Below are 22,183 nucleotides of genomic sequence, written 5' to 3' on the forward strand. Positions count from 1 at the left end.
TAAACGATTTGATCGATTCAGATTAAAGGTGTTATTACACCATCAATATAAAAATATAGATGTTCGGGTCGCATAAATTAGGAGTGAGCTAAATGCTCACCCCAACATTTGACTTAGAACCAAAATAAAATGGTGAAAAGATGAATGGAGGTACGACAATTATGAAAATATTTCATACCGCAGATTGGCATTTAGGAAAGCTTGTACAAGGGATTTACATGACGGACGATCAACGTTATGTATTGGAGCAATTTTTACAAGCAATTGATGAAGAACAACCCGATGCGATCATTATTGCCGGTGATTTATATGACCGGGCATTACCTCCAGTTGAAGCAGTTGATTTATTAGATGAACTATTAGCTGAAATTGTATTGAAACGAAAAGTACCTGTATTAAGTATCGCAGGAAATCATGATAGCCCAACACGTTTGCAGTTTGGAAGTAAGTTAATGAGTGAGGCTGGTTTACATATTGTTGGGGAATTATCGTCCAATTTACAACCGATTGTATTGAATGATGAGTTTGGAGAAGTCCATTTTCATTTAGTTCCTTTTGCTGAGCCTTCTTTAGTGAAACATATTTTTGAAGATAACAATATTAGTAATTATGATGATGCGATGAAAAAGGTCATTGAGTCCATTGAGAAAAAAATGGATAAATTAAAACGGCATGTATTTATTGCACATGCCTTTGTAACACCTTATGGAGATCAAGAAGACAATACAAGCGATTCCGAACGGCCTTTAGCGATAGGTGGTTCCGAATGCGTCAGTGCAGAACATTTTAAACCTTTTCACTACACAGCCCTTGGTCACCTACATAAAGCCCACTATGTCTTAAATGAAACGATTCGTTATGCTGGATCACCTTTAAAATATTCGGCATCGGAAGCCAATCATGAAAAAGGTTATTTAATCGTTGAATTGGATGCTGACGGACAAGTGTCAGTCGAAAAGCGTCCTTTCCGTCCAAGAAGGGATTTACGAATCGTTGAAGGATCCATTCAAGAAATATTAAAACATCCAATCAGTGAAGACTATGTATTTGTTCGATTGACCGATCTAACTCCAGTGGTAGGGGCAATGGAACAAATTCGAACGGTTTACCCAAATGCCATGCATGTGGAACGTAAAACTTTACCAAGATTAGAGTCATCAGAACAAGGAGAAGCCATTCGCAGGGAACAAATGGATGAGCTTAGTTTATTTAAAGCATTTCATCAAGAAATTCTAGGAGAAGAACCATCCGAAATTGCTCAGCAACTATTTGAGGAAGTTTTACAAGAAATGCTCGAAGAAGAACGGGAAACAAAAGAGGTGGTCGTGAAATGAAGCCAATTAAATTAACATTGAGAGCATTTGGTCCATATAAAAATGAAGAAGTAATTGACTTCACTGAGCTACAAGATAACCGTTTATTTGTCATTTCAGGTTCGACAGGTGCAGGGAAAACGACTATTTTTGATGGAATCTGTTTTGCTTTATATGGCTTTGGTAGTGGCCAGGACCGGAAAGACACGAAAATGTTACGTAGTGACTTTGCAGAAGATAATGTACATACTGCGGTAGAACTCATTTTTGAAATCCATGGAAAAATTTATCGTATACTACGACAACTTCCTCATGTGAAAGAGGGGCGGAAAACCGCTACTGGTGAAAAATATGAGCTGTTTGAAATTGTAAATGGACAAGAAATACCAGCTGTGGAACGTCAAAAGGTAACGGATATTAATGACAAAATAGAAAATATTATCGGCTTAACCTACGACCAATTCAGTCAAATTGTCATGTTGCCTCAAGGGGAATTTCGTAAACTATTAACCTCCCAATCGGATAATAAAGAAGCAATCTTGCGTAAAATTTTTAAAACAAATCGATACGGCGAGATGACGCAAAAGTTAGAAGAAAAGAAGAAATTGGCCGACCAAGAGTTAGATAGAGCGCGAACTTTGAAAAATAGTTACGTAGCTCAAATTGCTGGGGCACTTCCAAGAAGGGATTCCACTCTCTTTACTGTATTAGACCAAAATTCAAATATCTATCAAATCCAGGATGCTCTAGTTGAGGAAATTCAATATTATCAACAAAAAATAAAAGATGATCAAAAAAACTATGAGCAAGCGGTTGAGAATCATCACGAAAAGTACAATCATTTTTTGGCTGCTAAAGCTTTAAATGATCGAATTGATTCCTACGAAAAGAAGAAGCTGACATTACAGCAATTAGAGCAACAGAAACCCCTTTATGAACAAAAGAAAAAAGAATATGAAGCGGCCATTTCCGCGGGTAAAATTCAACCTTTAAATCAACAATGCCATGCTTTATATCAGGACAAAGTGAAGCAGCAACAGATTCTTTCAGAAATGATGCAGCGGTTGGAACAGGCAAAAAGAGATTTAACGGATGCCCAAAATGCTTATGAACGGGAATCTTTAAAACAATCAGAAAGGGATGCATTAACCCAAAAAGTAAATGAACTTCAAAAGCTTGTGCCCCTTTATGAACAAATTGAAAAACAAAATCAAATCGTCCATACTTTGGAAACGGAAGTACAAGGTGCAAAAACGATCTTCGAAAAGGTGGACAAACAATTAGCCACTGAAAAGGAGCAAATGGCTCGCATAAATGGTTTAGTTGAACAATTAGAAGAAAAAACGGGAAATTTAAACGAGCTTCTTGAGCAGCAAGTGTATTTGCGAGAAGTCGTGAATACGTTCGCCCGTTACAAAGAGTTAGTGGTTAAGGCAAATCAATTCAAAGAGCAATATGAAAAGATTGTTGAGGAATATAATGCGGCTCGAAAAGATTATGAATTGGAAGAGAAGAAATGGTTAAGTAACCAAGCTGCCCTTCTTGCTACAAACTTAATACCTGGAACACCTTGTCCTGTTTGTGGTAGTACCGACCATCAGCAAGTAAATTTGAATCACGAGGAAGCAGTGGATGAAAATTCATTAAGAAATAGGAAGTCTTTATTAGCTAGTGTAGAACAACGGAAATATTCGATTGAAGCGAATTATAATACATTGCAGGAGCAAGTAAAAAAATATGAACTAGAACTAGGACGATTAAAAGCTTCGATTGATAATGAAGACACTTTCATTCAACAATTGAGTGCGGTAAATGAAAACGTGCAACAAGTAAAATTAGGAATGGATAAACTAGCTCAATATAAAAAACAATTAAAACAAATGAAAGAAAACTATGAACAATTAGAGCGCATACGAAAACAAACGGAAGAAACTTTCAGACAAAAAAATGAACAGCTTTTAAAAGAAAATATTGTCCTTTCGGAACAACAAAAGTCGATTCCTCCTCATTTACAAGAGTTGAGTCAATTACAGCAGGTAATCCAGGAAACGGAATTTCAAAAAAATGCTTTATTGGCACAATGGGAAAAGGTCCAAAAGCATTTATTAGAAGTGGAAAAGTTTGTTGCGACAACTGAAGAAGGAGTAAAACAAACGACTAAAAATATTGAGCATTTAGAAGAAAAGTTAAAGCATGCCAAAGAGCAATTTAAACAATCGATGGCTGTTGCAGGATTCGATAACTATAAACAATTTGAATCAGCTTTACGAACGGATGACGAAATACAAAGTTTATATCAATTGTTTATGGAGTTTTCTAATGAACTACACTCCATATCTACACAAGTAAAAGAAGAAAGTATTGAATTAGAGGGAAAACAAAAGGTTGACTTAACAATAGCAGAAGCGGAAGTCCAAAGCTTAAAGGATGAATATGAAAAAGCATTGCAAAGGTTAAATACTTCGAAGGATTGTGAGCGACATGCGATTGATTTTTCAGAAAAACTTGATCATGTAGCGGACCAAATTTTCCAATTAGAAGAAAAGTCGAATCAAATTATTAACTTATATAATTTGTTGCGCGGTCAAAATAGTAAAAAAATATCTTTTGAACGCTACGTTCAAATGGGGTATTTGGAACAAATTACAGAAGCAGCTAACATTCGATTGAAAAATTTGTCCAATGGTCAATATTACTTACAATGTTCAGACCGTCAAGAATCCCATGGACGCCAAAGTGGTTTAAGCTTAGATGTGTATGATACGTATACTGGGCAATCAAGGGATGTAAAATCCCTTTCAGGAGGAGAGAAATTCAATGCTTCTTTATGTCTTGCTTTAGGAATGGCGGATGTTATTCAAAGTTTCCAAGGCAATGTAAAAATCGATACGATGTTTATCGATGAAGGATTCGGTTCCCTTGACGAAGAATCGCTTATGAAGGCCATTGATACATTAATCGATCTCCAAAAATCAGGAAGAATGATTGGGGTCATTTCACATGTTTCTGAGTTAAAAGCAGCAATGCCGGCAATTTTACAAGTTGAAAAATTAAAAGAGGGCTATAGTAAAACATCGATCGTCGTAAAGTAAAAATAGGCTCATTTTCTTATTCAATGAGAAATAGAGATTCTAAGAATAAAAAACTTAACAAAGAATATAAATAATAATAAATTTATAGCAAAAAGAAAAAGGCGATGGTAAATCCATCGCCTTTTGTTAAATTTAGGAAGAATATGGTATGATTTAGTATAAGAATTGAACATACAGTGGGAGTTTAAAATTCAATGAAAAAAATATTTATGCTTATTTTGACAATATGTTTTGTGATTTTAGTAGGCGGATGTATGCAAACCAGCGATGAGGAAAACGCCCAAAACGTAGAGGCTATGTTAAATTATATCAATACGAAATACAATGAAAGCTTCAAAGAGGTTGAGTACATCCCAGGAGAAAAAGGACTTAATGATTTCAAGAATCAAAATACATTAATCGCAGAAAATGATCTAGGTATTACAATATTAGTAACAGAGTTTTTGGGAAAAAAAGGAGAATACCAAGATAATTATCGAAATATGTTAGCATCTTACCTATTTAAAAAAGAATTAAGAATTGAGGATTTAAGCTATATAACTAATAGTAAATTCTATGTAAGTGGGTATATACAAGATACGGATGAAGTGGATGTGAATGACTTAAAGAATAATTTCACTCATTATATTCCGAGTTTAAATTCGATAAACGCCTTTATCTATATTAATGAACCTATAGAGTCCGTTGACTTAGAAGAAATTTACAACTTATATTCTAAAATAAATACTTATAATTTTGAAATAAACACGTTTAGTATAGGATTTGAGGGTGATATTAATAAATCATCAGAATACCTTGAAAAGTATCGTTATCTTGGGAAACTTAAGAGATGGAATGAATATGACGAAAGTCTTAATAAGTATATGAGATTACTTCAAGAAACAAATTTAACTTTCGAAGAATTTAAAAATCGATTGTATGAGGGAAAAAATGAATAATGTATTAAAACTTTTACTAACGATTTGTTTAATAATCGGAATAAGCGGATGTATGCAAACCAGCGATGAGGAAAACGCCCAAAACGTAGAGGCCATGTTAAATTATATCAATACGAAATATAATGAAACTTTCGAAGCAATTGAGTATATACCAGGTGAAGAGGGATTGAACGATTTTGCAAATCAAAATGTATTAATTGCTAAGAATGATCTTGGTCTTACTATCTTAGTAACAGAGTTTTTAGGAAAAAAAGGAGAATATCAAGATAATTATCGTAATATGTTAGCGTCTTACTTATTTAAAAAAGAATTAGAGATCGAGAATTTAAGTTTTATAACGGAAAGCCGGTTTTATGTTAGTGGGGCAATACATGAGTGGAATGATGTAGATATAGAAGACTTCAAGGGGAATTTTGCTAATTATATTTCTAAACTTAATTCAACAAATACATTTATTTATATTGATGAACCTTTAGAGTCTATAGACATAGAGGAAATTTATAAATTATATAGTAAATTAAACGCGTATAATTTTACAAGCAACATAATTACTGTCGGTTCTGATGGAGATATAAATAAAACTTCTGAATACCTGGATAAATATGAGTATCTTGGAACGCAAATGAAATGGTATGAATACGACAAAAGTCTAACTACTTATACCAGATTAATTGATGAAACAAATTTAACTTTCGAAGAATTTAAAAGTCGATTGTATAAAGAGAATCTTTAACAGTTGTAGAACGCCATTAGGATTGTGTTAAAAGAATAGGAGTCATAACTATAATATGGAGAAAATTAATATACTATTTTTGATTATTTGTTTAGCTATTGGAGTAAGTGGTTGTGCAGATTCGAACCTTAGCTCTGAAAAACATTTTGAAAAAAATGATGAAGAAAACAGTGAATTAAAGGGAAAAGCAGAGTTGCTAAAAGAACAAACATTAAGTTATTTGGAAAAATATGATGACACTTTTACAGTGGAAAATTTTACTTTAAAAGGTATAATACAACCCTTTCATACTATTGTAGTTCACTCATCGAAATATGATGAAAATTTTCAAGTATACATTTATGAAGAGGGAAAAGAATTTACTTTTGAAGATGATTATTTTCAGTTAGATATGTCAAATGAAGCTTCTGAATATATATACTCCTTAATTCAATCTAAATTACCAAATGCAAGTGTAAAAGTTGCCTTTCTTGATCAATCCATTGATTATAAAGGAGAAATTAAGACCTTTCAAGATTATTTAAATTCAGGATGGGTTGGTATAAATAGCTATATTTTTTTAGAAAACATAGATTATGAGAGAAATAATGGATTATTTAAAGAGGTTGTGCTAGAGCTAAATAATCATGACGTATTAGGAGCTGTAAGAATTGTATCAACCTCTACAGATATAAGTGAAATGGTTCCAACTAATACACTCCAATCATTATTGAAATTAGAAGCTATTGTTGCTTCACAAACCTTTATGATTGATTCATCAAAAAAAATTATAACTACACCGGTAGAGAAAATTTCTAATTCCGAGGAGTAATGGTGACGAAGTGGTTACAGTACGAAAGTAGGTTAGAAAATGAAAGTGAAAATAAAGAGATTACTAGGAAGTGTCGTTATAGGAATTTTCATGCTTAGTTTATTCGGTTGCAATGCAGTTGATGAAAATCAAGCCCAAACAGTTGAAGAACTTCTAGAAGAAAGGTATGGAATCGAGTTCGAAGTATCCGCCATTGGTAATAGATATGGTAATGGTGAATCCTTTAAATTAGAAGCGATAGCCAATCCTTTAAATAACAAGAATATCAACTTTAATGTTTTTTTGAAAAAAGATGGTGAAAGTGTAGTAGATAACTTTATGGCAAGATTAATTAGTTCAAAAATAAATAAAGTGCTTAAAGAAGAATTAAATAAAATTGGTGTTGAATCGGAAAGCTTTATTTTAACCAATGATAAATATCTATCAGTAGACATTACAGACCCTAATATTGAAATAGCTGACTATGTCGAACAAGTAGGTACAGAATATTTTATTTGTTATACCATTGTGAAAGAGTCAGAAAATATGGATCCTTTGTCTTTTGAATCGGCTTTAAAAACAATTTTTGAATATACAGCGAATACTAAATTTAATATGAATATTAATGTTTATCCTGAAGAATCATATGACAAATTAGTGAAAAAGTTCATAAGTTTGTCATCATTTGGTAGTTCAGCCTTAAATGATTTTGAAAGCATCGATGAATACAAGTTAGTATATGACCAAGAAGGTTTTCATAATAATAGAGAATAATGGGACTATTTCCTTTATCTCAGAGTTTATAGCAGCAATGCCGGAAATTTTACAAGTTGAAAAATGAAAAGAGGGCTATAGTAAACATCAATCGTCGTAAAGTAAAAATAGGCTCATTTTCTTAATCAACGAGAAATAGAGATTCTAAGAATAAAAAACTTAACAAAGAATATAAATAATCATAAATTTATAGCAAAAAGAAAAAGGCGATGTATATCCATCGCCTTTTGTTAATTTTAGGAAGAATCTGGTACCATTATATTTATAAGCAATTTGAACTTGTGGAGTAAATTGGGGTTAACACAAAGGTAAAGGTAGGTTTATGAATGAAATTCGATTTAAAAAGGATAGGTAGATTATTAATCACACTCTCTATTTTAAGTCTATTAGGATGTAGTGATGTAAATGAAAAAACAGCTAAAATCATTGAGGAAAAGTTATCCGAAAAGTACAATGAATCCTTTGAAGTTCAATATTTAGGGGAGCGGTGGGGGACGAAAAGTAATGATACGGTAACGACGTATGTGAAAGCATTAGAATCTGACATTCTATTTACAGCCATTATGGACAAATCAAAAAACATTATTGAAAATTACCCTGAGATGCTTTTAATGAATAAATTTGCATCGGTTTTTAATAAAGTGATTGAAGATCAAGGATTAGATGCTTCTTCATGGATTAATAGTTATACTGAACAATCCTTTGATATTACAACAGATATGACAATCGATGAATATATTGAAAAATCGAAAACGGACTATATTTTCGTTGAAATTGTCATGAAAAATGGTGATAGGTATTACAGCAGAAAAATTAAAAAAGATTGTACAACAAACTTACAATCAGTTTAATGGCCCTTCTATTTCCGCAACTTATTGGATATTTAATGATGATGAATATACAAAAGTGAATAAAACGTTAAAGAATGTGGCAAATATAGATCCCTCTGATTTAGAAGGTTATGACTATGATAGTAAAGTTTTTGTTGAGTTAACAAAAGATGGTTTCGTCGATTCGGACGAAGCTATAAACAACATGTTAAATCGGGGAAATTAATTAAAAGTTATGCGAGAGTAGGTTGGAAATGAAAACAAAATATTGTTTTTAGATAGTGTTGTGATGGTAGCTACACTCTTGGCTCTATGTGGATGCAGCTCATTAAATGAAACAACGTCTAACAAGATTGAATCATCGCTTGAGGATAAATATGGTATTAAATTTGAAGTGTCCTCAATTGGAGGAAGATCCCGTAGAGGTGGAAGCGGCACGGTTCAAACATATGTTTACCCCCAAAATGACGAAACACTCCATTTTAATGCGATTACAACAAAAGAGGGTGAATTAAAAGACGATTATATTGGACGAATTATTAGTGAGAATATAAATGAAGAAATAAAAGGTGAAATGGATGGAGTCGAATTACAGACTTCTACTAATATGTTTTATCTTAGTGCTAATGATAAAGAAGAAACAAATCTTGATATCACGCTAGCTGAATATGTTGAAAAATATTCTCCTAGATATATTACAACTTCAGTTATTGTAAAAGAGAATTCGACAATTACATCTACTTCATTTCAGCTTATTATGGAAAAGATTCACAGCGAAATCCCAGAAATAGTATATTATATGAACGTTTTTTTAATTTCGGATAAGGATTACGAAAGCTTTTTGGAAAAGCCTAGTAGCTTATCTTTCTTTGATAAATCTAATTTAAAAGATTATAAGATTTTGAATGAATATAGACTTTATATCGATAAAGATGGTTTTAAAGATTACACATCAAACAAGAATAAGTAGGATAAAAGGAAAAATTAAATATGAGAAAAAAATTTTGTATCATACTAACCATTTGTTTAGTAATAGGTATAGGTGGTTGTATTGGGAAAGAGAAAGAAGAAAGTGTTTCTAAAGAAACAGAAGTTGAAGCATTAAAAAATGAAGCCATGGACTATTTAAGTAAATATGATGATGAATTTGAACCGGTATCTTTTACATTGAAAAATGTAATGGAACATTATCATACTTTAGTTGTGCATTCAAAAAAATACAATACGAATTTCAAAGTCTATATTGATGAGACCAATGAGGACAAATTTAACGATAACTATTTTCTTTTAGATTTAGAGCAAGCTGGTTCGGAATATATGAATACTATCGTTAAAAAGTTCTTTCCTAATGCTGTTACAAAAATAGAGTTATTAAACTTAACTTTAAAAGCGTATAAAGAGGGAATTGATAATTTTGAAGACTACTATAATAGTGATCAATTTTTAATTTCACTATATGTTTTTGACAGTACACTCTCTTTCGAAGATAAAACTAAAATGAATCGTTTATTAGAGGAAATGAGACAAAATAATAAAACAATGAGAATCATATTTGTACAAACAAGAGCAGAGGGGGATTTAGAAAATTACGTAAAGAATCACAGTTTAAATGAATTATTAACATCAGATCTCCCACTAAAAAGTTTAGATTATTCTATCAAGAAAAATGGAGAAATTGAAGAGGGGACTATAGAGAATCATACATAGTTCCGATTGGAGTTATTTTTATGAAAAGAATGTTAATGATACTATTAATGATTTCTTTAATAATAGGAATAGGCGGTTGCATTGAGAACGGGAAAGAAGAAAGTGTTTCAAAAGAAGAAGCAGTTGAAGCATTAAAAAATAAAGCCCTTGATTATTTAAGTAAATATGATGATGATTTTGAACTGGTATCCTTTCAATCTGCAAGTTTGATGGCACAGTATAATGATTTGGTAGTTTATTCAAGTAAATACGATGCAAACTTCAATGTGCATATAAAAGATGGTGAGAAAGATGAAGAAATGGAGTTTACCGATGATTACTTCACTTTAGACTTAGTGGAACCAGGTTCCGAATATATGAACGAAATTGTACGAGAATACTTACCAAATGCGAATACAAAAATAAAATTATTAACACAAAGTATAAAAGAATACAAAGACGGTATTGAAGACTTTGAAGATTATTATAATAGTAAATATTTCTTGATTAAATTGTATGTTTTCGATAGCACTCTCTCATTTGAAAATAAAAGCAAAATTAATAGTGTTTTAGAGAGATTAAAAAGTAAACCAATCATGGTGGAGTTTGTGCAAATAAAGGAGCAAGCTAAAGTTGAAGATTTTGTTAAAAATCATACATTAAATGAAATTTTAGAATCAGAGTTACCGATAAAAAGTTTAGAGTTTACCATTTCAAAAAATGGAGAAATTGAAGAGGGGACTATTGAGTAGTAGATGTTACACAGCTTTGTCGCCGCATCTTGAAGAGAAGAAATGAGAGTGGGGAACAATGAAAAATAAAAAATTACTAATGACCATCATTTTAGGAGTGAGCCTATTTAGTTTAACATGTTGTAATGTAATGAATGAAAATCAAGCACAGACAGTAGAAAAACTTTTAAATGAAAAATACGGAATGGAGTTTGAAGTTTCATCCATCAGAGCTGAAGCGGATACTACCACAACAATTGTTCATCCAAAAGATAATGAAAATATTCATTTTCGTGCTTTCTTAGAAAAAAACGGAGAATTAAGTGGTGATAATTTTATTGCAAGAGTAATTAGTAATAAAATAAATGAAATTGCCAAAGGAGAGTTAATGAAGGCAGGAATTGACTCTGAGAGCTTTACAGTAGTACAAGATGTTTCAAATGTCGATTTTGATGTGACAGATCCCAATATAGAGTTGGGCGAATACATTAGCGGAAGTAAACCAAAACAATTAGTTACGGATATGATAATAAAGCAAAATTCGAATTTAAACGAAAAAATAATTGAGGCAACTTTAAATAAACTTTATTCACAATCGATGAACACAAATTACACACTTTATGTATATGTTTTGTCAGAAGAAGAGTATGAAAAATGTAAGGAAGAGTTTATTAAGATTTCTTCTTTTACCCCGTCCTTTTTTAAAAATTATCCATTGTTAGAAGAGTACAAATTTACTTTTGATGAACAAGGTTTTTCCGATATATCTGTTTCAAAGATGAAAACATCGTATAAATAGACATTCTCCTTTTCTTTTTTAAGACACATATCTTTATCTTAATAACCTAGTTGAAAAAATCATATACTTTGATACAATAAATGTGTTCTAACAATAAAAAATGATGTATTTACCACAAGGGGAGCTGATGAAGTCAGCTGAGATTGTGCACTTATTGCACTAACTCTTTGAACCTGTAAGTTAGTACTTGCGAAGGGATGTGGATAGAAACCGACTCCATTCATGGCGTTTAGGCTCTGTCCTGACGCCATTTTTATTTGGAGTAAAGGGGCATTGTTTCCAAATAATAATGGGCGAAGATTTCTATTCCTTCTCAATGTTCTACATCGGAATAAAAGAGAGGAGAGTTGTTATGAACAATAAAAGATTATTAATGCTCGTTGAAATTGCTATTTTCGCGGGAATTGGTGTTGTGTTAGACAAATTATCGTTTTCGTTATGGGCACAAGGTGGCTCTATTAGTTTTGTGATGGTTCCGATTCTTTTAATCGCTATTCGTTGGGGATTATCTGCTGGAATAATCACTGGACTATTAATCGGTCTTATCCAAATCCTTCTTGGTGGCTATATCCTTCACTGGGCTCAAGGGTTACTAGACTATATTGTTGCCTTTTCAGTAGTCGGATTTGCAGGTATATTCCGCAAGCAAATCGTCGATGCTGCTACGAATTTAAATAAAAAAAGAATGGGATTATACATTGTTTTTGGAACAGTTGTTGGTGGATTGTTGCGTTACGCAGCACATACCATTGCTGGTGCGATTTTCTTTGCAGAGTATGCAGGAGATCAAAACGTCTGGGTGTACACAATCGTTTATAACGGATCTTATATGATTCCAGCGATTATTTTAACTGCGATCGTTGGTGTACTAATCTTTACGGCTTCTCCTAGATTACTAAAAGCCAATTCTTAATAAAATAAATTCTATAATATGATAAAGAAGAACCAAGAATCGATACGGTATTCTTGGTTTTTTAGTTGTTTAAATAGAAACAATGAAAGTTCGAGAAATGTTTTATTACTGAATAGATAATCCCATCATTCGATCTAAAAAAGGACTACGTATAGATAATTCTGAAAAGAAAAAACGATTTCCTATCAGGTGCAATTGTCATAAAAACCTTTTCGATTATGGTATATTATATAAAGATATGTATATAGGAAGGACGTTTAACATGATTGTTCAAACAAAAGAAGAATTAGAAGCATTGAAAAAAATTGGCCGTATTTGCGCTGAAATTCGTGAAGCCATGAAAGCAGCAACAAAACCGGGTATTACGACAAAAGAGTTAGATGAAATTGCAGGACGTATGTTTGAAGAGGCAGGCGCAATTTCTGGACCAAAAGGAGAATATGATTTCCCTGGTTATACTTGCATTAGTGTAAACCACGAAGTTGCCCATGGGATTCCTGGTTCAAAGGAAATTAAAGAAGGAGATATGGTCAATATTGACGTTTCTGGTTCTTTAAATGGATATTTTGCGGATACGGGTATTTCCTTTGTTGTAGGAAGTGGTTATCCTGAAAAGGAAAAGCTATGTACGGTTGCAAAATCTGCCTTTGATCGTGCGATGACAAAAGTAAAAGCGGGCTCAAAGTTAAATCGAGTTGGTAAAGCAGTTGAACGGGAAGCGAGAGATAATGGTTTAACTGTTATTATGAATTTAACTGGTCACGGAATTGGCCGTTCCCTACATGAAAAACCAGATCACGTTTTAAATTATTATGATGCTTGGGATGCAACGATTATGAAGGAAGGAATGGTTTTAGCTGTAGAGCCATTCATATCCGAAAAAGCAGAACATATTGTGGAAGCTGGAGATGGGTGGACATTTATTACACCGGACAAATCTTTAGTAGCACAAATCGAACATACGGTTATTGTTACGAAAGACAAACCAATCATCATTACACAAATTGAAGATTAAAAAAATTCCTGTTCACTTGAAGAATTACTTCAAGTGCGCAGGATTTTTTTTCATAAAGAATATGCCCACTACCAAAACACCTATTAAGAAAAGCGCTGCTGTCGTTACTAATAGTTCATCAAAACCATTTGAAATCGCAATTCCTAAATAACACCATATCATAACAAGTGGATATGCAATATCAAAATGATGATAGCGTAGATGTAATGCAATCGCAGTACCAATCGTCATTAGAATTACTGTCCACAGCGCGCTACTTAAACCAAAACCTTTCCATTGTAAATCAACAAGTAAGTACCAACCATGTAAAATTAGTAGATATGTAGACCAACTAAAATAAACAGCAATCGGTATTCTTATTTTGAAAATTTCTTTTTTTAATGGATAAGTTAAATAAAGTCCAAATAATAAAATGACTTGTATAAATAATAAAACAAAGGATATGACAAATTGTTCACTATGCCAACTCCACAGGGAAGCAATTTGAAAAATAACTACACATAAAAAAAGAATAACTTGGGGTATCGAAATAAAATAATCAGTGCGGCGTAATTTTACGTAGTTATATATCCAAAGGAAAAGAAAAATGAAAACAAGAACCCATATGTAGTAAGTAAAATTCGTTGGTGCAAATAGAATCGGTAAACGATCTATAATTTGAATAGTGGAATGCCCTTTAAATTGTAGCCAAAATGCATTAAATGTAAAAAGGGTGACTACAATAACCGAAGTAAATAATAGGATTATACGACTCATTCTTTCCTCTCCTTTCTATAAAATTATATACATTTACTTAGTTTTGAACAACAATTTCCAAATAGTAATAAAATTTTGTGAAAACCTAAACAATCCTTCAATTGCTTTCGATAAAAAAATACAGATATAAAATTTAGCTACAGTTCTCCTAGTTTTCAATGGATGTTTAGAGCATATGAATTATAATATCCTACTTTTGATTAGATGGTGAATCCCTTTTTTGAAAATAAGTAACCTTTACTAATATAATGTTCAAACATTTAGAAAGCATAATAAGCTGGGCGTAAATATTCAGTTTATTGTATGCATACATGTAATAGTGGATAAAAAATAAGCGATTATTAATAAGAAGTATTTTAAAGGAATTTTTTTAATCATCAAGAATAATTTCTTAAGAGTTGTATAAAGACGTTCATAATGTAAATGATGGAAACAGTTGGATAAAATTTGAGGAAAGGCTTTAAGGTATACGGGATGGTAAAAAAATTTTTGAATTTACTACATAAAAAGGGTGATCATTTGATAAAGCTCGAAAGTGATCGATTATTATTACGGACATTAGTGGAATCCGATGCAAAAAATTTAGCGGATTTAATGAGAAGGAATAAGTATTTTTGGTCTATCCACGAACCTCTCCATGAGGATGAGTTTTACACGGAAGAAGCTCAATTTAAAAAAATATTAGAGAGTATGCATTTGCTACGAGCAAATCGAGAATATTCCTTTGGTATTTATGAAAAGGGAAGTAATTATTTAATCGGTCATATTTCGTTATATGCCATAAAAAGGTTGCCTTATAATAGTGCGTTCATCGGGTACTCGATTGATGAAAATTATACTCGAAAAGGTTTTGCTACGGAAGCAGTTAAACAAGTCGTTGAATTTGCCTTTCAAAATGTACAATTACATCGTATTGAAGCCTATGTATCACCGAAAAATGATGGTTCCATTAAAGTGTTAGAAAACGCCCATTTCGTTCGAGAAGGTCTATTAAGAGAGCTTTTATATATTAACGGCCGTTGGGAAGATCATTATTTATATTCTTTACTACGATATGATTATTATTCATAAACGTTTTCGTACAATAAAAGGGCTAATGTTAAACGATCGTTTAAGATTAACCCTTTTACATTATTGTTCAATTTTTGTCGTATCAATCAAATTATTTTTCGTTAAATATTCATTCCCATCGGAAAGTAAATCCAGCTTCCCAGTATTCGGATCCATGATTAGTCCGTGGACAGGCGTTCCGTTTGGCATTAATGGGTGATTGCGAATTAAATCAACGCTTTTCAAAACACTTGTTGAAACATCTCCAAATCCTCTAAGCCACTTCACTAAGTCAATACCTGAAAATTTTACAGTATTAATAATATCTTCATTTACACCACGTTCAATCATATGGTGAATCATCAATTCTGGATCAATTGCACTCATCCCACAATCATGATGGCCAATCACATATACTTCATCTGCTTTTAGTTCATAAACAGCTACTAATAAGCTACGCATAATAGCTCCAAAGGGATGGCTAACTTGTGCCCCGGCACTTTTTACTATCTTTACATCTCCGTTACGCATATTCATAGCTTTTGGAAGCAATTCAACTAAACGAGTATCCATACAAGTTAAAATAACTGATTTTTTATCAGGAAATTTTGATGTAATGTAGGGTTCGTATTGTTTAAATTTAACAAATGACTCATTAAAACTAAGAATTTCATTTAAAGATGATTTCATCATTCCACAACCCCTTATTGTTGATAGCTTAAATTATAGTATATATGAAAAAAGTCGACAAACCCGGAATGGATTTGGTCGACTTAACGAATATTTCATTAATATTTTTCAGTTGGTTTAGGATCGATTTTAACAGATGATGCAGAGTTTAAACCGACGCGTAAGTAATGAATGAACATAGCCATAGCAATCATAATTACTACGAAAAAGCCCACTACAGTAGAAATATACATACCCATTGTTGAAAGACTCCTTTCTTATAAACAAGTGTCATTGTTTCCTATTATACAATATATTCATAAACAATTGTATCTTAAGATGAAAATTAATATTGGCAATTTCACGAAGCTTTGAGAATGAATTGCTAATATTTTTTATGTTAAAGCTAATAAATATACTAATTTATTATTATATTTGGCTAATTATACCTAATGAACTTAATTATTATGTATTATTCTTTTTACTCATTGGCCGATACAAATATTAACCTAGTTAAATAGTGTTGTTTTTTGCTGAATAAACAGGAAAAAATGATGAACCTGGCACTTTCTGAAATAAGGATGTAAAAATTATAGAAAACATGTCGAAAAAAATAGTAGGTTGAAGATTTGGAGGAGCGTATATGGATTTATCAACGATAATAGGGATTGTTCTTGGTATTATTGCTGTATTTGTTGGAATGGTGTTAAAGGGTGCTAGTTTAAGTGCTTTAATTAACCCTGCTGCTTTTTTAATTATTATTGTAGGAACAATTGCATCTGTAACAATTGCTTTCCCGACAAAAGAATTAAAGCGAGTACCAAAGCTATTTAAAATTTTATTTACTGAAACAAAACTTAAGAGTGACATAGAAATTATTAAAATGTTTTCTGAATGGGCTGACTTAGCAAGAAGAGAAGGTTTACTTGCATTAGAGGTGAAAGCATCTGAAGTAGAAGATCCATTTTTAAAAAATGGTCTTACGTTAGCGATTGATGGTCAAAATGCGGATTATATTCGCGATGTACTAACGGAAGAAGTAGAAGCATTGGAAGATCGGCATGCAAGTGGTGCACAAATTTTCTCCCAAGCCGGTACATATGCCCCAACTTTAGGGGTATTAGGGGCAGTTGTAGGTTTAATCGCTGCCTTAAAGGATATGAGTGATATTGATAAACTAGGTCATGCCATTTCTGCTGCCTTCGTTGCAACGTTACTTGGTATTTTTACTGGATATGTTTTATGGACTCCGTTTGCCAATAAGTTAAAACGAAAATCAGCAGAAGAAGTAAAACAAAAGTATTTAATGATTGAAGGTATTTTATCTGTATTAGAAGGGGAAGCACCAAGGGTAATTGAACAAAAATTAGCTTCCTACTTAACAATGGATGAACGCCAACAAATTATGAATGAAAGCGGGGCGGGTGGCCTTGGCAAAGAAAGCTAAAAGAAAAAATCACGACGATCATGTGGATGAGTCATGGCTTTTACCCTACTCGGATTTATTAACGCTACTATTGGCATTATTTATCGTGTTATTTGCTTCTAGTACCGTAGATCAAGAAAAGTTAGAACAAATGTCTGCTGTTTTTAGTGAAATATTTGATGGCGGTTATAGTTTTATGGAACACTCTTCCGTTGTAGAGTCTTCGAATACTGTAACAGACGGTGTTTCGGTAAGTGCCTATATTCAAGACCAACAAGAATTACAAGCAATCCAAGAGCGGGTTGATAATTTTATTGCGGTCAATGAATTAGAAAGTACTTTCGCTACGAAAATGACGGACGAAGGGTTATTAATTACAATTCGAGATAGTATATTGTTTGATCCAGGTAAGGCAGATGTGAAGCAAGATTATGTAGATATTGCCGATGAGCTATCGAAACTATTACAAATGGATCCAGCCCGTTATATTGTCGTTACAGGACATACGGATAACGTCCCTCAAAATACCGAGGAATTTAAATCGAATTGGGAATTATCCGTGATGCGGGCTGTCAATTTAATGAAATTAATTATCGACCATAATCCTGAGCTAGATCCAAAATATTTTAGTGCAAAGGGATATGGGGAATATTCGCCTATTGCTTCAAATGAGACAGAAGAAGGAAGAGCGAAAAACCGTCGTGTAGAAGTGTTGATACAACAACTTGTTCAAGAAGATGGTACAAAAGTAAATGAACAATAATAAATAACCCGAAAGTAAATTATATTACTTTCGGGTTTTTTCATTTGAAAAATTATTTTGACTAATGTCAAACAAAAGTTTATAATTTTAAACAAATGTTTCACCATTAAAACAATTGTACATATAAGGTGGTATGTCAGTGAATGAAAAAGAGCTGCTCGTTCTTCAAGCGATAAAGAACAATCCTTTTTTATCACAACAAGAAATGGCTGAACAATTAAGTATGTCGAGGCCTGCTTTAGCCAACATTATTTCTGGCCTTATTAAAAAAGGAGAAATTGTAGGACGAGCTTATGTATTACCGGAAAAAAATTCAGTCGTTGCCATTGGCGGTGCCAACATTGACCGAAAATTCCATATTGATGGCCGTGTACAATACGGGACGTCCAATCCGTCGAGTGTAACGGAAAGCGTCGGAGGCGTAGCAAGAAATATTGCTGAAAATTTAGGAAGGCTCGGCAATGAAGTGAAATTAATTACATTACTCGGACAAGATCAAGATGCGAAGGTTATTGAACATGAAAGCAAGGCGTTTATGGACTTAAATTATATTGAAGTCTTTTCCGATTTGAAAACAGGTTCCTACAGTGCGGTATTAGATCAAACGGGAGAACTTGTTTTAGCAATGGCAGATATGTCGATTTACGATCAACTTCAGCCGTCTATTTTACAAAAACATGAAGCGATATTGAGTAACGCTAAATGTATTATTGTCGATTTGAATTGTCCAAAAGAAACGGTAGTTTATTTACAAAATCTAGCCTGTTTAAGAGATATCCCCTTTGTAATTGTCCCGGTTTCAGCACCGAAAATGAAAAATATGCCGGATGATTTAATCGGTGTTACTTACTTCATTTGTAACAAGGAAGAGGCCGAGATGTATTTGAATATCCGTATGATGAATGATCGCGACTATACAGATGGTGTGAAAAAACTGCTCGAAAAAGGCGCGAAAAACGTCGTTCTAACGTTAGGAGACCGTGGTGTAATCGTTGGAAACGTAAATGGTATTTTTTATTTTGATGCAGTGAATGTAGCGGAAGTAATCGATGTAACGGGAGCTGGTGATGCCTTTGTAAGTGCTCTCGTGCATGGCGTATTGTATGGAGAATCATTTTCTGATGCGGTAAAGTTTGGTCTATATAATGCTGCCAAAACTTTACAATCCGATAAAACGGTAAGACAAGAACTAAATGCAGATGAAATTAATCATTGGAGGGAACAATTATGAAAAATTATTTATCATTTTCACAAGAAGTATTAGAGGCAAAAGAAAAAGGATTACCTATCGTTGCCCTTGAGTCAACAATTATATCCCACGGCATGCCGTATCCTCAAAATGTACAAACTGCTAGAGAAGTAGAACAAATTATTCGAGATATGGGTGCTGTACCAGCTACAATTGCGATTATCGACGGTAAAATTAAAATCGGTTTAACAGATGAAGAATTAGAAATGTTCGGGAATGCCAAAAATGTGGCAAAAGCTTCACGTCGTGATTTAGGCTATTTATTAGCTACGAAAAAAATTGGTGCAACAACAGTAGCAGCAACAATGATTGCAGCTGAATTAGCAGGTATTGAACTATTCGTAACAGGTGGAATCGGTGGTGTACACAGAGGCGCGGAAAACACGATGGATATTTCTGCAGACTTAGAAGAATTAGCTCAAACAAATGTAGCTGTAGTATGTGCTGGTGCGAAATCTATTTTAGATATCGGACTTACACTAGAATATCTTGAAACAAAAGGTGTTCCTGTTGTAGGATTTGGAACAGATATTTTACCTGCATTCTATACAAGAGAGAGCGAGTTTAGTGTTAACTTCCGTCTAAATACTGTGGAGGATGTAGCAAATATGATGAGAGCGAAGTGGGAAATCGGTTTAAACGGCGGTGCTGTCATTGCTAACCCAATCCCTGAAGAAGATGCCCTTGATGCCAAGTTCATTAATAATATTATCGAAGAGGCTTTACAGGAAGCTGAGGAAAAAGGCATTAAAGGGAAAGACGTGACACCATTCCTACTTGGTAAAGTGAAAGAATTAACGGAAGGTGAATCATTAAAAGCGAATATTGCCCTTGTAAAAAACAACGCTAAAGTTGGAGCAGGCATTGCTATTGCTTTAAATAATAATAAAAAATAAAAAAAGGAAGTTTCCAACGAGGATGTTGTCCTTGTTGGAAACTTCTTTTATTTACGTAATGCACCTAATTCTGAAACGATCGCTTGCATCTCACTAGGGCTGAACGTGTTTCTTTTCATAACCATTTCGTAAAGATACAATATGTCTTCGTAATTTTCATCTGTAAAATGCTCTGATTTCATAGCGTCCACATTGACCATTCGAAGCTTTTCTTTAATTTGCTCAATCATATAGATGACATTGTCCCGCGATGGTTTAGTTAAATCCATTGTGACCCCACCTTTCAAAGTATCCAATTTATCATTTCATTACTGGCCCTTCCTGTCAATAACATTTAGTGCTTGCTTTAAAAAACTATTATTTTTTTATAGAATGGTACTGTGAAGAAATAATTACCATTATACATGAAAATGTTTTAATCTTGTTTAGGAGGAAAACATAAATGAGTGAAAGTAAATTATTAAAGTCAATGGTTGTAGGAGCAGTAGCAGGTGCTGTTATAAGTATGTTTGACCGTAAAACAAGAGAACATGCAATTGAAACAACAAAAAAAGTGAAAAGTACGTTTGTTTATTATGCAAAAAATCGAGAAGAACTACAACAATTAATTGAACGAAAAGTAGAAGAGGCACAAGAATTATATGTGGATCTTTCGGGAAATATTAATACGATTGTAAGTAAATTAAATGAAGTGAAGGAAATACCGAATACAGTCCAAAGCATTGTAAATGATACGAAGAAGGTTATTTCCAATTCATCTAAAAAGGAATCGTAAAATTTAATCGAGGGGAAGTGGGCGAAATTGAGTGAAGAGCGAAAACCATCCGTATCAGAGACGTTATCGTTAGTAAAATCCTTTATAGATCCTGATGAATCGAAAATCGACATTACTACGGGTAAAGGGTTTATACAAGATTTAATTGTTCGAATGAGGGATGTAGACATATCCGGAATGGGCGCTCAATTAGCCTACTTCTTTCTACTGTCCTTTTTCCCGCTACTCATTTTTATGGTTACTTTACTACCTTATTTAGATTTGGATGAAGAACATGTTTTCGATTTCCTTCAAAGTATCGTACCAACAGAAGTTTTTTTGCTTACCCAAGGAACGATAACCGAAATTTTAACGACCCATCAAGGTGGTGGATTGTTATCTATCGGGGTCATCGGGACAATTTGGTCGGCATCTAGGGGAGTCAATGCGTTAATTAAAACGTTAAATGACGCCTATGAAACTGAAAGGAAACCTGGATTTATTAACAGAGGGTGGTCTCTCGTCTTTACAATCGCCCTAGTCATTCTCATTCTGCTAGCCTTATTAATACCGATATTGGGGCATCAATTTGCCTTTTCGTTATTTAGTTATTTAGGTGTCGAAGAGACCTTTTCAGAATTTTGGAGATTTGTCCGATGGATTATACCTCCAATATTAATATTTATCGTTTTAAATTTAATGTACTGGATTATACCGAATACAGAGCCGAAATTACATATGATTAGTGTTTTACCCGGTGCCTTTTTTTCAACGGTGTCATGGGTCGTACTAATTTATGGTTTTTCCTACTATGTGAATAATTTTGGAAACTATACTTCTACTTATGGAAGTATTGCTGGCATTATTATTTTAATGCTTTGGTTATATTTCACCGGAATGATTCTAATATTTGGTGGATTGTTAAATGCAACAATGCATAAAAGAAGGATAGTTAAAAAAGGATATAATGAATAAAGCTTTCGCTAAAATTTAGCGAAAGCTTTTT

At 33.0% G+C, this 22,183-nt stretch carries 25 protein-coding genes and 1 riboswitch; of the genes, 21 read left to right on the plus strand and 4 right to left on the minus strand.

Features of this window, described 5'->3' with window-relative positions:
• Positions 1–161 precede the first annotated feature (161 nt).
• From EC501_RS08760 to map, 14 genes are all read left to right on the plus strand, one after another.
• The gene (locus EC501_RS08760; RefSeq protein WP_122971908.1) at positions 162–1,334 is read left to right on the plus strand and encodes an exonuclease SbcCD subunit D; all 1,173 of its coding nucleotides are present in this window, start codon (positions 162–164) and stop codon (positions 1,332–1,334) included.
• A complete protein-coding gene (locus tag EC501_RS08765) occupies positions 1,331–4,405 on the plus strand; it encodes an AAA family ATPase (protein ID WP_122971909.1) in 3,075 nt (1,024 codons plus the stop codon). The genes EC501_RS08760 and EC501_RS08765 overlap by 4 nt, the downstream gene beginning before the upstream one ends.
• A gap of 194 nt (positions 4,406–4,599) precedes the next feature.
• Positions 4,600–5,343, plus strand: coding sequence for a hypothetical protein (locus EC501_RS08770; protein WP_122971910.1), 744 nt, complete (start codon positions 4,600–4,602; stop codon positions 5,341–5,343).
• Positions 5,336–6,076, plus strand: coding sequence for a hypothetical protein (locus EC501_RS08775; protein ID WP_122971911.1), 741 nt, complete (start codon positions 5,336–5,338; stop codon positions 6,074–6,076). The genes EC501_RS08770 and EC501_RS08775 overlap by 8 nt, the downstream gene beginning before the upstream one ends.
• A 55-nt stretch (positions 6,077–6,131) precedes the next feature.
• Entirely contained in the window at positions 6,132–6,887 is a 756-nt protein-coding gene (locus EC501_RS08780) for a hypothetical protein (RefSeq protein ID WP_122971912.1), read from the plus strand.
• Between the two features lie 39 nt (positions 6,888–6,926).
• A complete protein-coding gene (locus tag EC501_RS08785) occupies positions 6,927–7,640 on the plus strand; it encodes a hypothetical protein (RefSeq protein ID WP_122971913.1) in 714 nt (237 codons plus the stop codon).
• A 326-nt stretch (positions 7,641–7,966) separates the two neighbouring features.
• Complete coding sequence (locus EC501_RS08790) at positions 7,967–8,491, plus strand: hypothetical protein (RefSeq protein WP_122971914.1); 525 nt, start codon at positions 7,967–7,969, stop codon at positions 8,489–8,491.
• 55 nt (positions 8,492–8,546) lie between these two features.
• Positions 8,547–8,696, plus strand: a complete 150-nt coding sequence (locus EC501_RS18390; protein ID WP_158599694.1) for a hypothetical protein — start codon at positions 8,547–8,549, stop codon at positions 8,694–8,696.
• A 63-nt stretch (positions 8,697–8,759) separates the two neighbouring features.
• Entirely contained in the window at positions 8,760–9,440 is a 681-nt protein-coding gene (locus EC501_RS08800; protein ID WP_148037816.1) for a hypothetical protein, read from the plus strand.
• Between the two features lie 20 nt (positions 9,441–9,460).
• Positions 9,461–10,177 (plus strand): hypothetical protein, encoded by a 717-nt coding sequence (locus EC501_RS08805; protein ID WP_122971917.1) that lies wholly within the window; start codon positions 9,461–9,463, stop codon positions 10,175–10,177.
• A 20-nt stretch (positions 10,178–10,197) separates the two neighbouring features.
• Positions 10,198–10,908, plus strand: coding sequence for a hypothetical protein (locus tag EC501_RS08810; protein ID WP_122971918.1), 711 nt, complete (start codon positions 10,198–10,200; stop codon positions 10,906–10,908).
• A gap of 58 nt (positions 10,909–10,966) precedes the next feature.
• Positions 10,967–11,686, plus strand: a complete 720-nt coding sequence (locus EC501_RS08815; RefSeq protein WP_122971919.1) for a hypothetical protein — start codon at positions 10,967–10,969, stop codon at positions 11,684–11,686.
• Between the two features lie 107 nt (positions 11,687–11,793).
• Positions 11,794–11,901, plus strand: a riboswitch (TPP riboswitch).
• Between the two features lie 137 nt (positions 11,902–12,038).
• A complete protein-coding gene (thiT, locus tag EC501_RS08820; RefSeq protein WP_122971920.1) occupies positions 12,039–12,599 on the plus strand; it encodes an energy-coupled thiamine transporter ThiT in 561 nt (186 codons plus the stop codon).
• A 262-nt stretch (positions 12,600–12,861) separates the two neighbouring features.
• A complete protein-coding gene (map, locus tag EC501_RS08825; RefSeq protein WP_122971921.1) occupies positions 12,862–13,614 on the plus strand; it encodes a type I methionyl aminopeptidase in 753 nt (250 codons plus the stop codon).
• A gap of 24 nt (positions 13,615–13,638) precedes the next feature.
• Here the strand turns inward: map and EC501_RS08830 are convergent, their stop codons facing one another.
• Positions 13,639–14,370, minus strand: a complete 732-nt coding sequence (locus EC501_RS08830; RefSeq protein WP_122971922.1) for a hypothetical protein — start codon at positions 14,368–14,370, stop codon at positions 13,639–13,641.
• A 519-nt stretch (positions 14,371–14,889) separates the two neighbouring features.
• Here EC501_RS08830 and EC501_RS08835 point away from each other — a divergent pair.
• Complete coding sequence (locus EC501_RS08835) at positions 14,890–15,441, plus strand: GNAT family N-acetyltransferase (RefSeq protein ID WP_122971968.1); 552 nt, start codon at positions 14,890–14,892, stop codon at positions 15,439–15,441.
• Between the two features lie 60 nt (positions 15,442–15,501).
• Here EC501_RS08835 and EC501_RS08840 read toward each other — a convergent pair whose 3' ends face one another.
• Both EC501_RS08840 and EC501_RS18395 read right to left on the minus strand, forming a co-directional pair.
• Complete coding sequence (locus EC501_RS08840) at positions 15,502–16,113, minus strand: beta-class carbonic anhydrase (RefSeq protein ID WP_241559307.1); 612 nt, start codon at positions 16,111–16,113, stop codon at positions 15,502–15,504.
• 95 nt (positions 16,114–16,208) lie between these two features.
• A complete protein-coding gene (locus EC501_RS18395) occupies positions 16,209–16,349 on the minus strand; it encodes a hypothetical protein (protein WP_158599695.1) in 141 nt (46 codons plus the stop codon).
• A gap of 383 nt (positions 16,350–16,732) precedes the next feature.
• Here EC501_RS18395 and motA point away from each other — a divergent pair, with 383 nt between their 5' ends.
• The 4 genes from motA (at position 16,733) to EC501_RS08860 (ending at position 20,423) form a co-directional block, all read left to right on the plus strand.
• Complete coding sequence (motA, locus tag EC501_RS08845; protein ID WP_122971923.1) at positions 16,733–17,536, plus strand: flagellar motor stator protein MotA; 804 nt, start codon at positions 16,733–16,735, stop codon at positions 17,534–17,536.
• Positions 17,520–18,278, plus strand: a complete 759-nt coding sequence (motB, locus tag EC501_RS08850; protein ID WP_122971924.1) for a flagellar motor protein MotB — start codon at positions 17,520–17,522, stop codon at positions 18,276–18,278. The genes motA and motB overlap by 17 nt, the downstream gene beginning before the upstream one ends.
• 139 nt (positions 18,279–18,417) lie before the next feature.
• Positions 18,418–19,509 carry a PfkB family carbohydrate kinase gene (locus EC501_RS08855; RefSeq protein ID WP_122971925.1) on the plus strand — a complete coding sequence of 364 codons (1,092 nt, stop codon included), beginning with the start codon at positions 18,418–18,420 and terminating at the stop codon, positions 19,507–19,509.
• A complete protein-coding gene (locus tag EC501_RS08860) occupies positions 19,506–20,423 on the plus strand; it encodes a pseudouridine-5'-phosphate glycosidase (RefSeq protein WP_122971926.1) in 918 nt (305 codons plus the stop codon). The genes EC501_RS08855 and EC501_RS08860 overlap by 4 nt, the downstream gene beginning before the upstream one ends.
• A 47-nt stretch (positions 20,424–20,470) precedes the next feature.
• Here EC501_RS08860 and EC501_RS08865 read toward each other — a convergent pair whose 3' ends face one another.
• Complete coding sequence (locus EC501_RS08865; protein WP_122971927.1) at positions 20,471–20,692, minus strand: DUF1128 domain-containing protein; 222 nt, start codon at positions 20,690–20,692, stop codon at positions 20,471–20,473.
• 173 nt (positions 20,693–20,865) lie between these two features.
• Between EC501_RS08865 and EC501_RS08870 the strand changes: the two genes are divergently transcribed.
• Positions 20,866–21,198 (plus strand): YtxH domain-containing protein, encoded by a 333-nt coding sequence (locus tag EC501_RS08870; protein ID WP_122971928.1) that lies wholly within the window; start codon positions 20,866–20,868, stop codon positions 21,196–21,198.
• Between the two features lie 27 nt (positions 21,199–21,225).
• Positions 21,226–22,152: a YihY/virulence factor BrkB family protein gene (locus EC501_RS08875; RefSeq protein WP_122971929.1), complete on the plus strand. Its 927-nt coding sequence runs from the start codon at positions 21,226–21,228 to the stop codon at positions 22,150–22,152.
• Positions 22,153–22,183: the final 31 nt, after the last annotated feature.

This window comes from Lysinibacillus halotolerans (assembly GCF_003711845.1).
In the GTDB taxonomy this organism is placed as follows: Bacteria; Bacillota; Bacilli; order Bacillales_A; family Planococcaceae; genus Ureibacillus; species Ureibacillus halotolerans.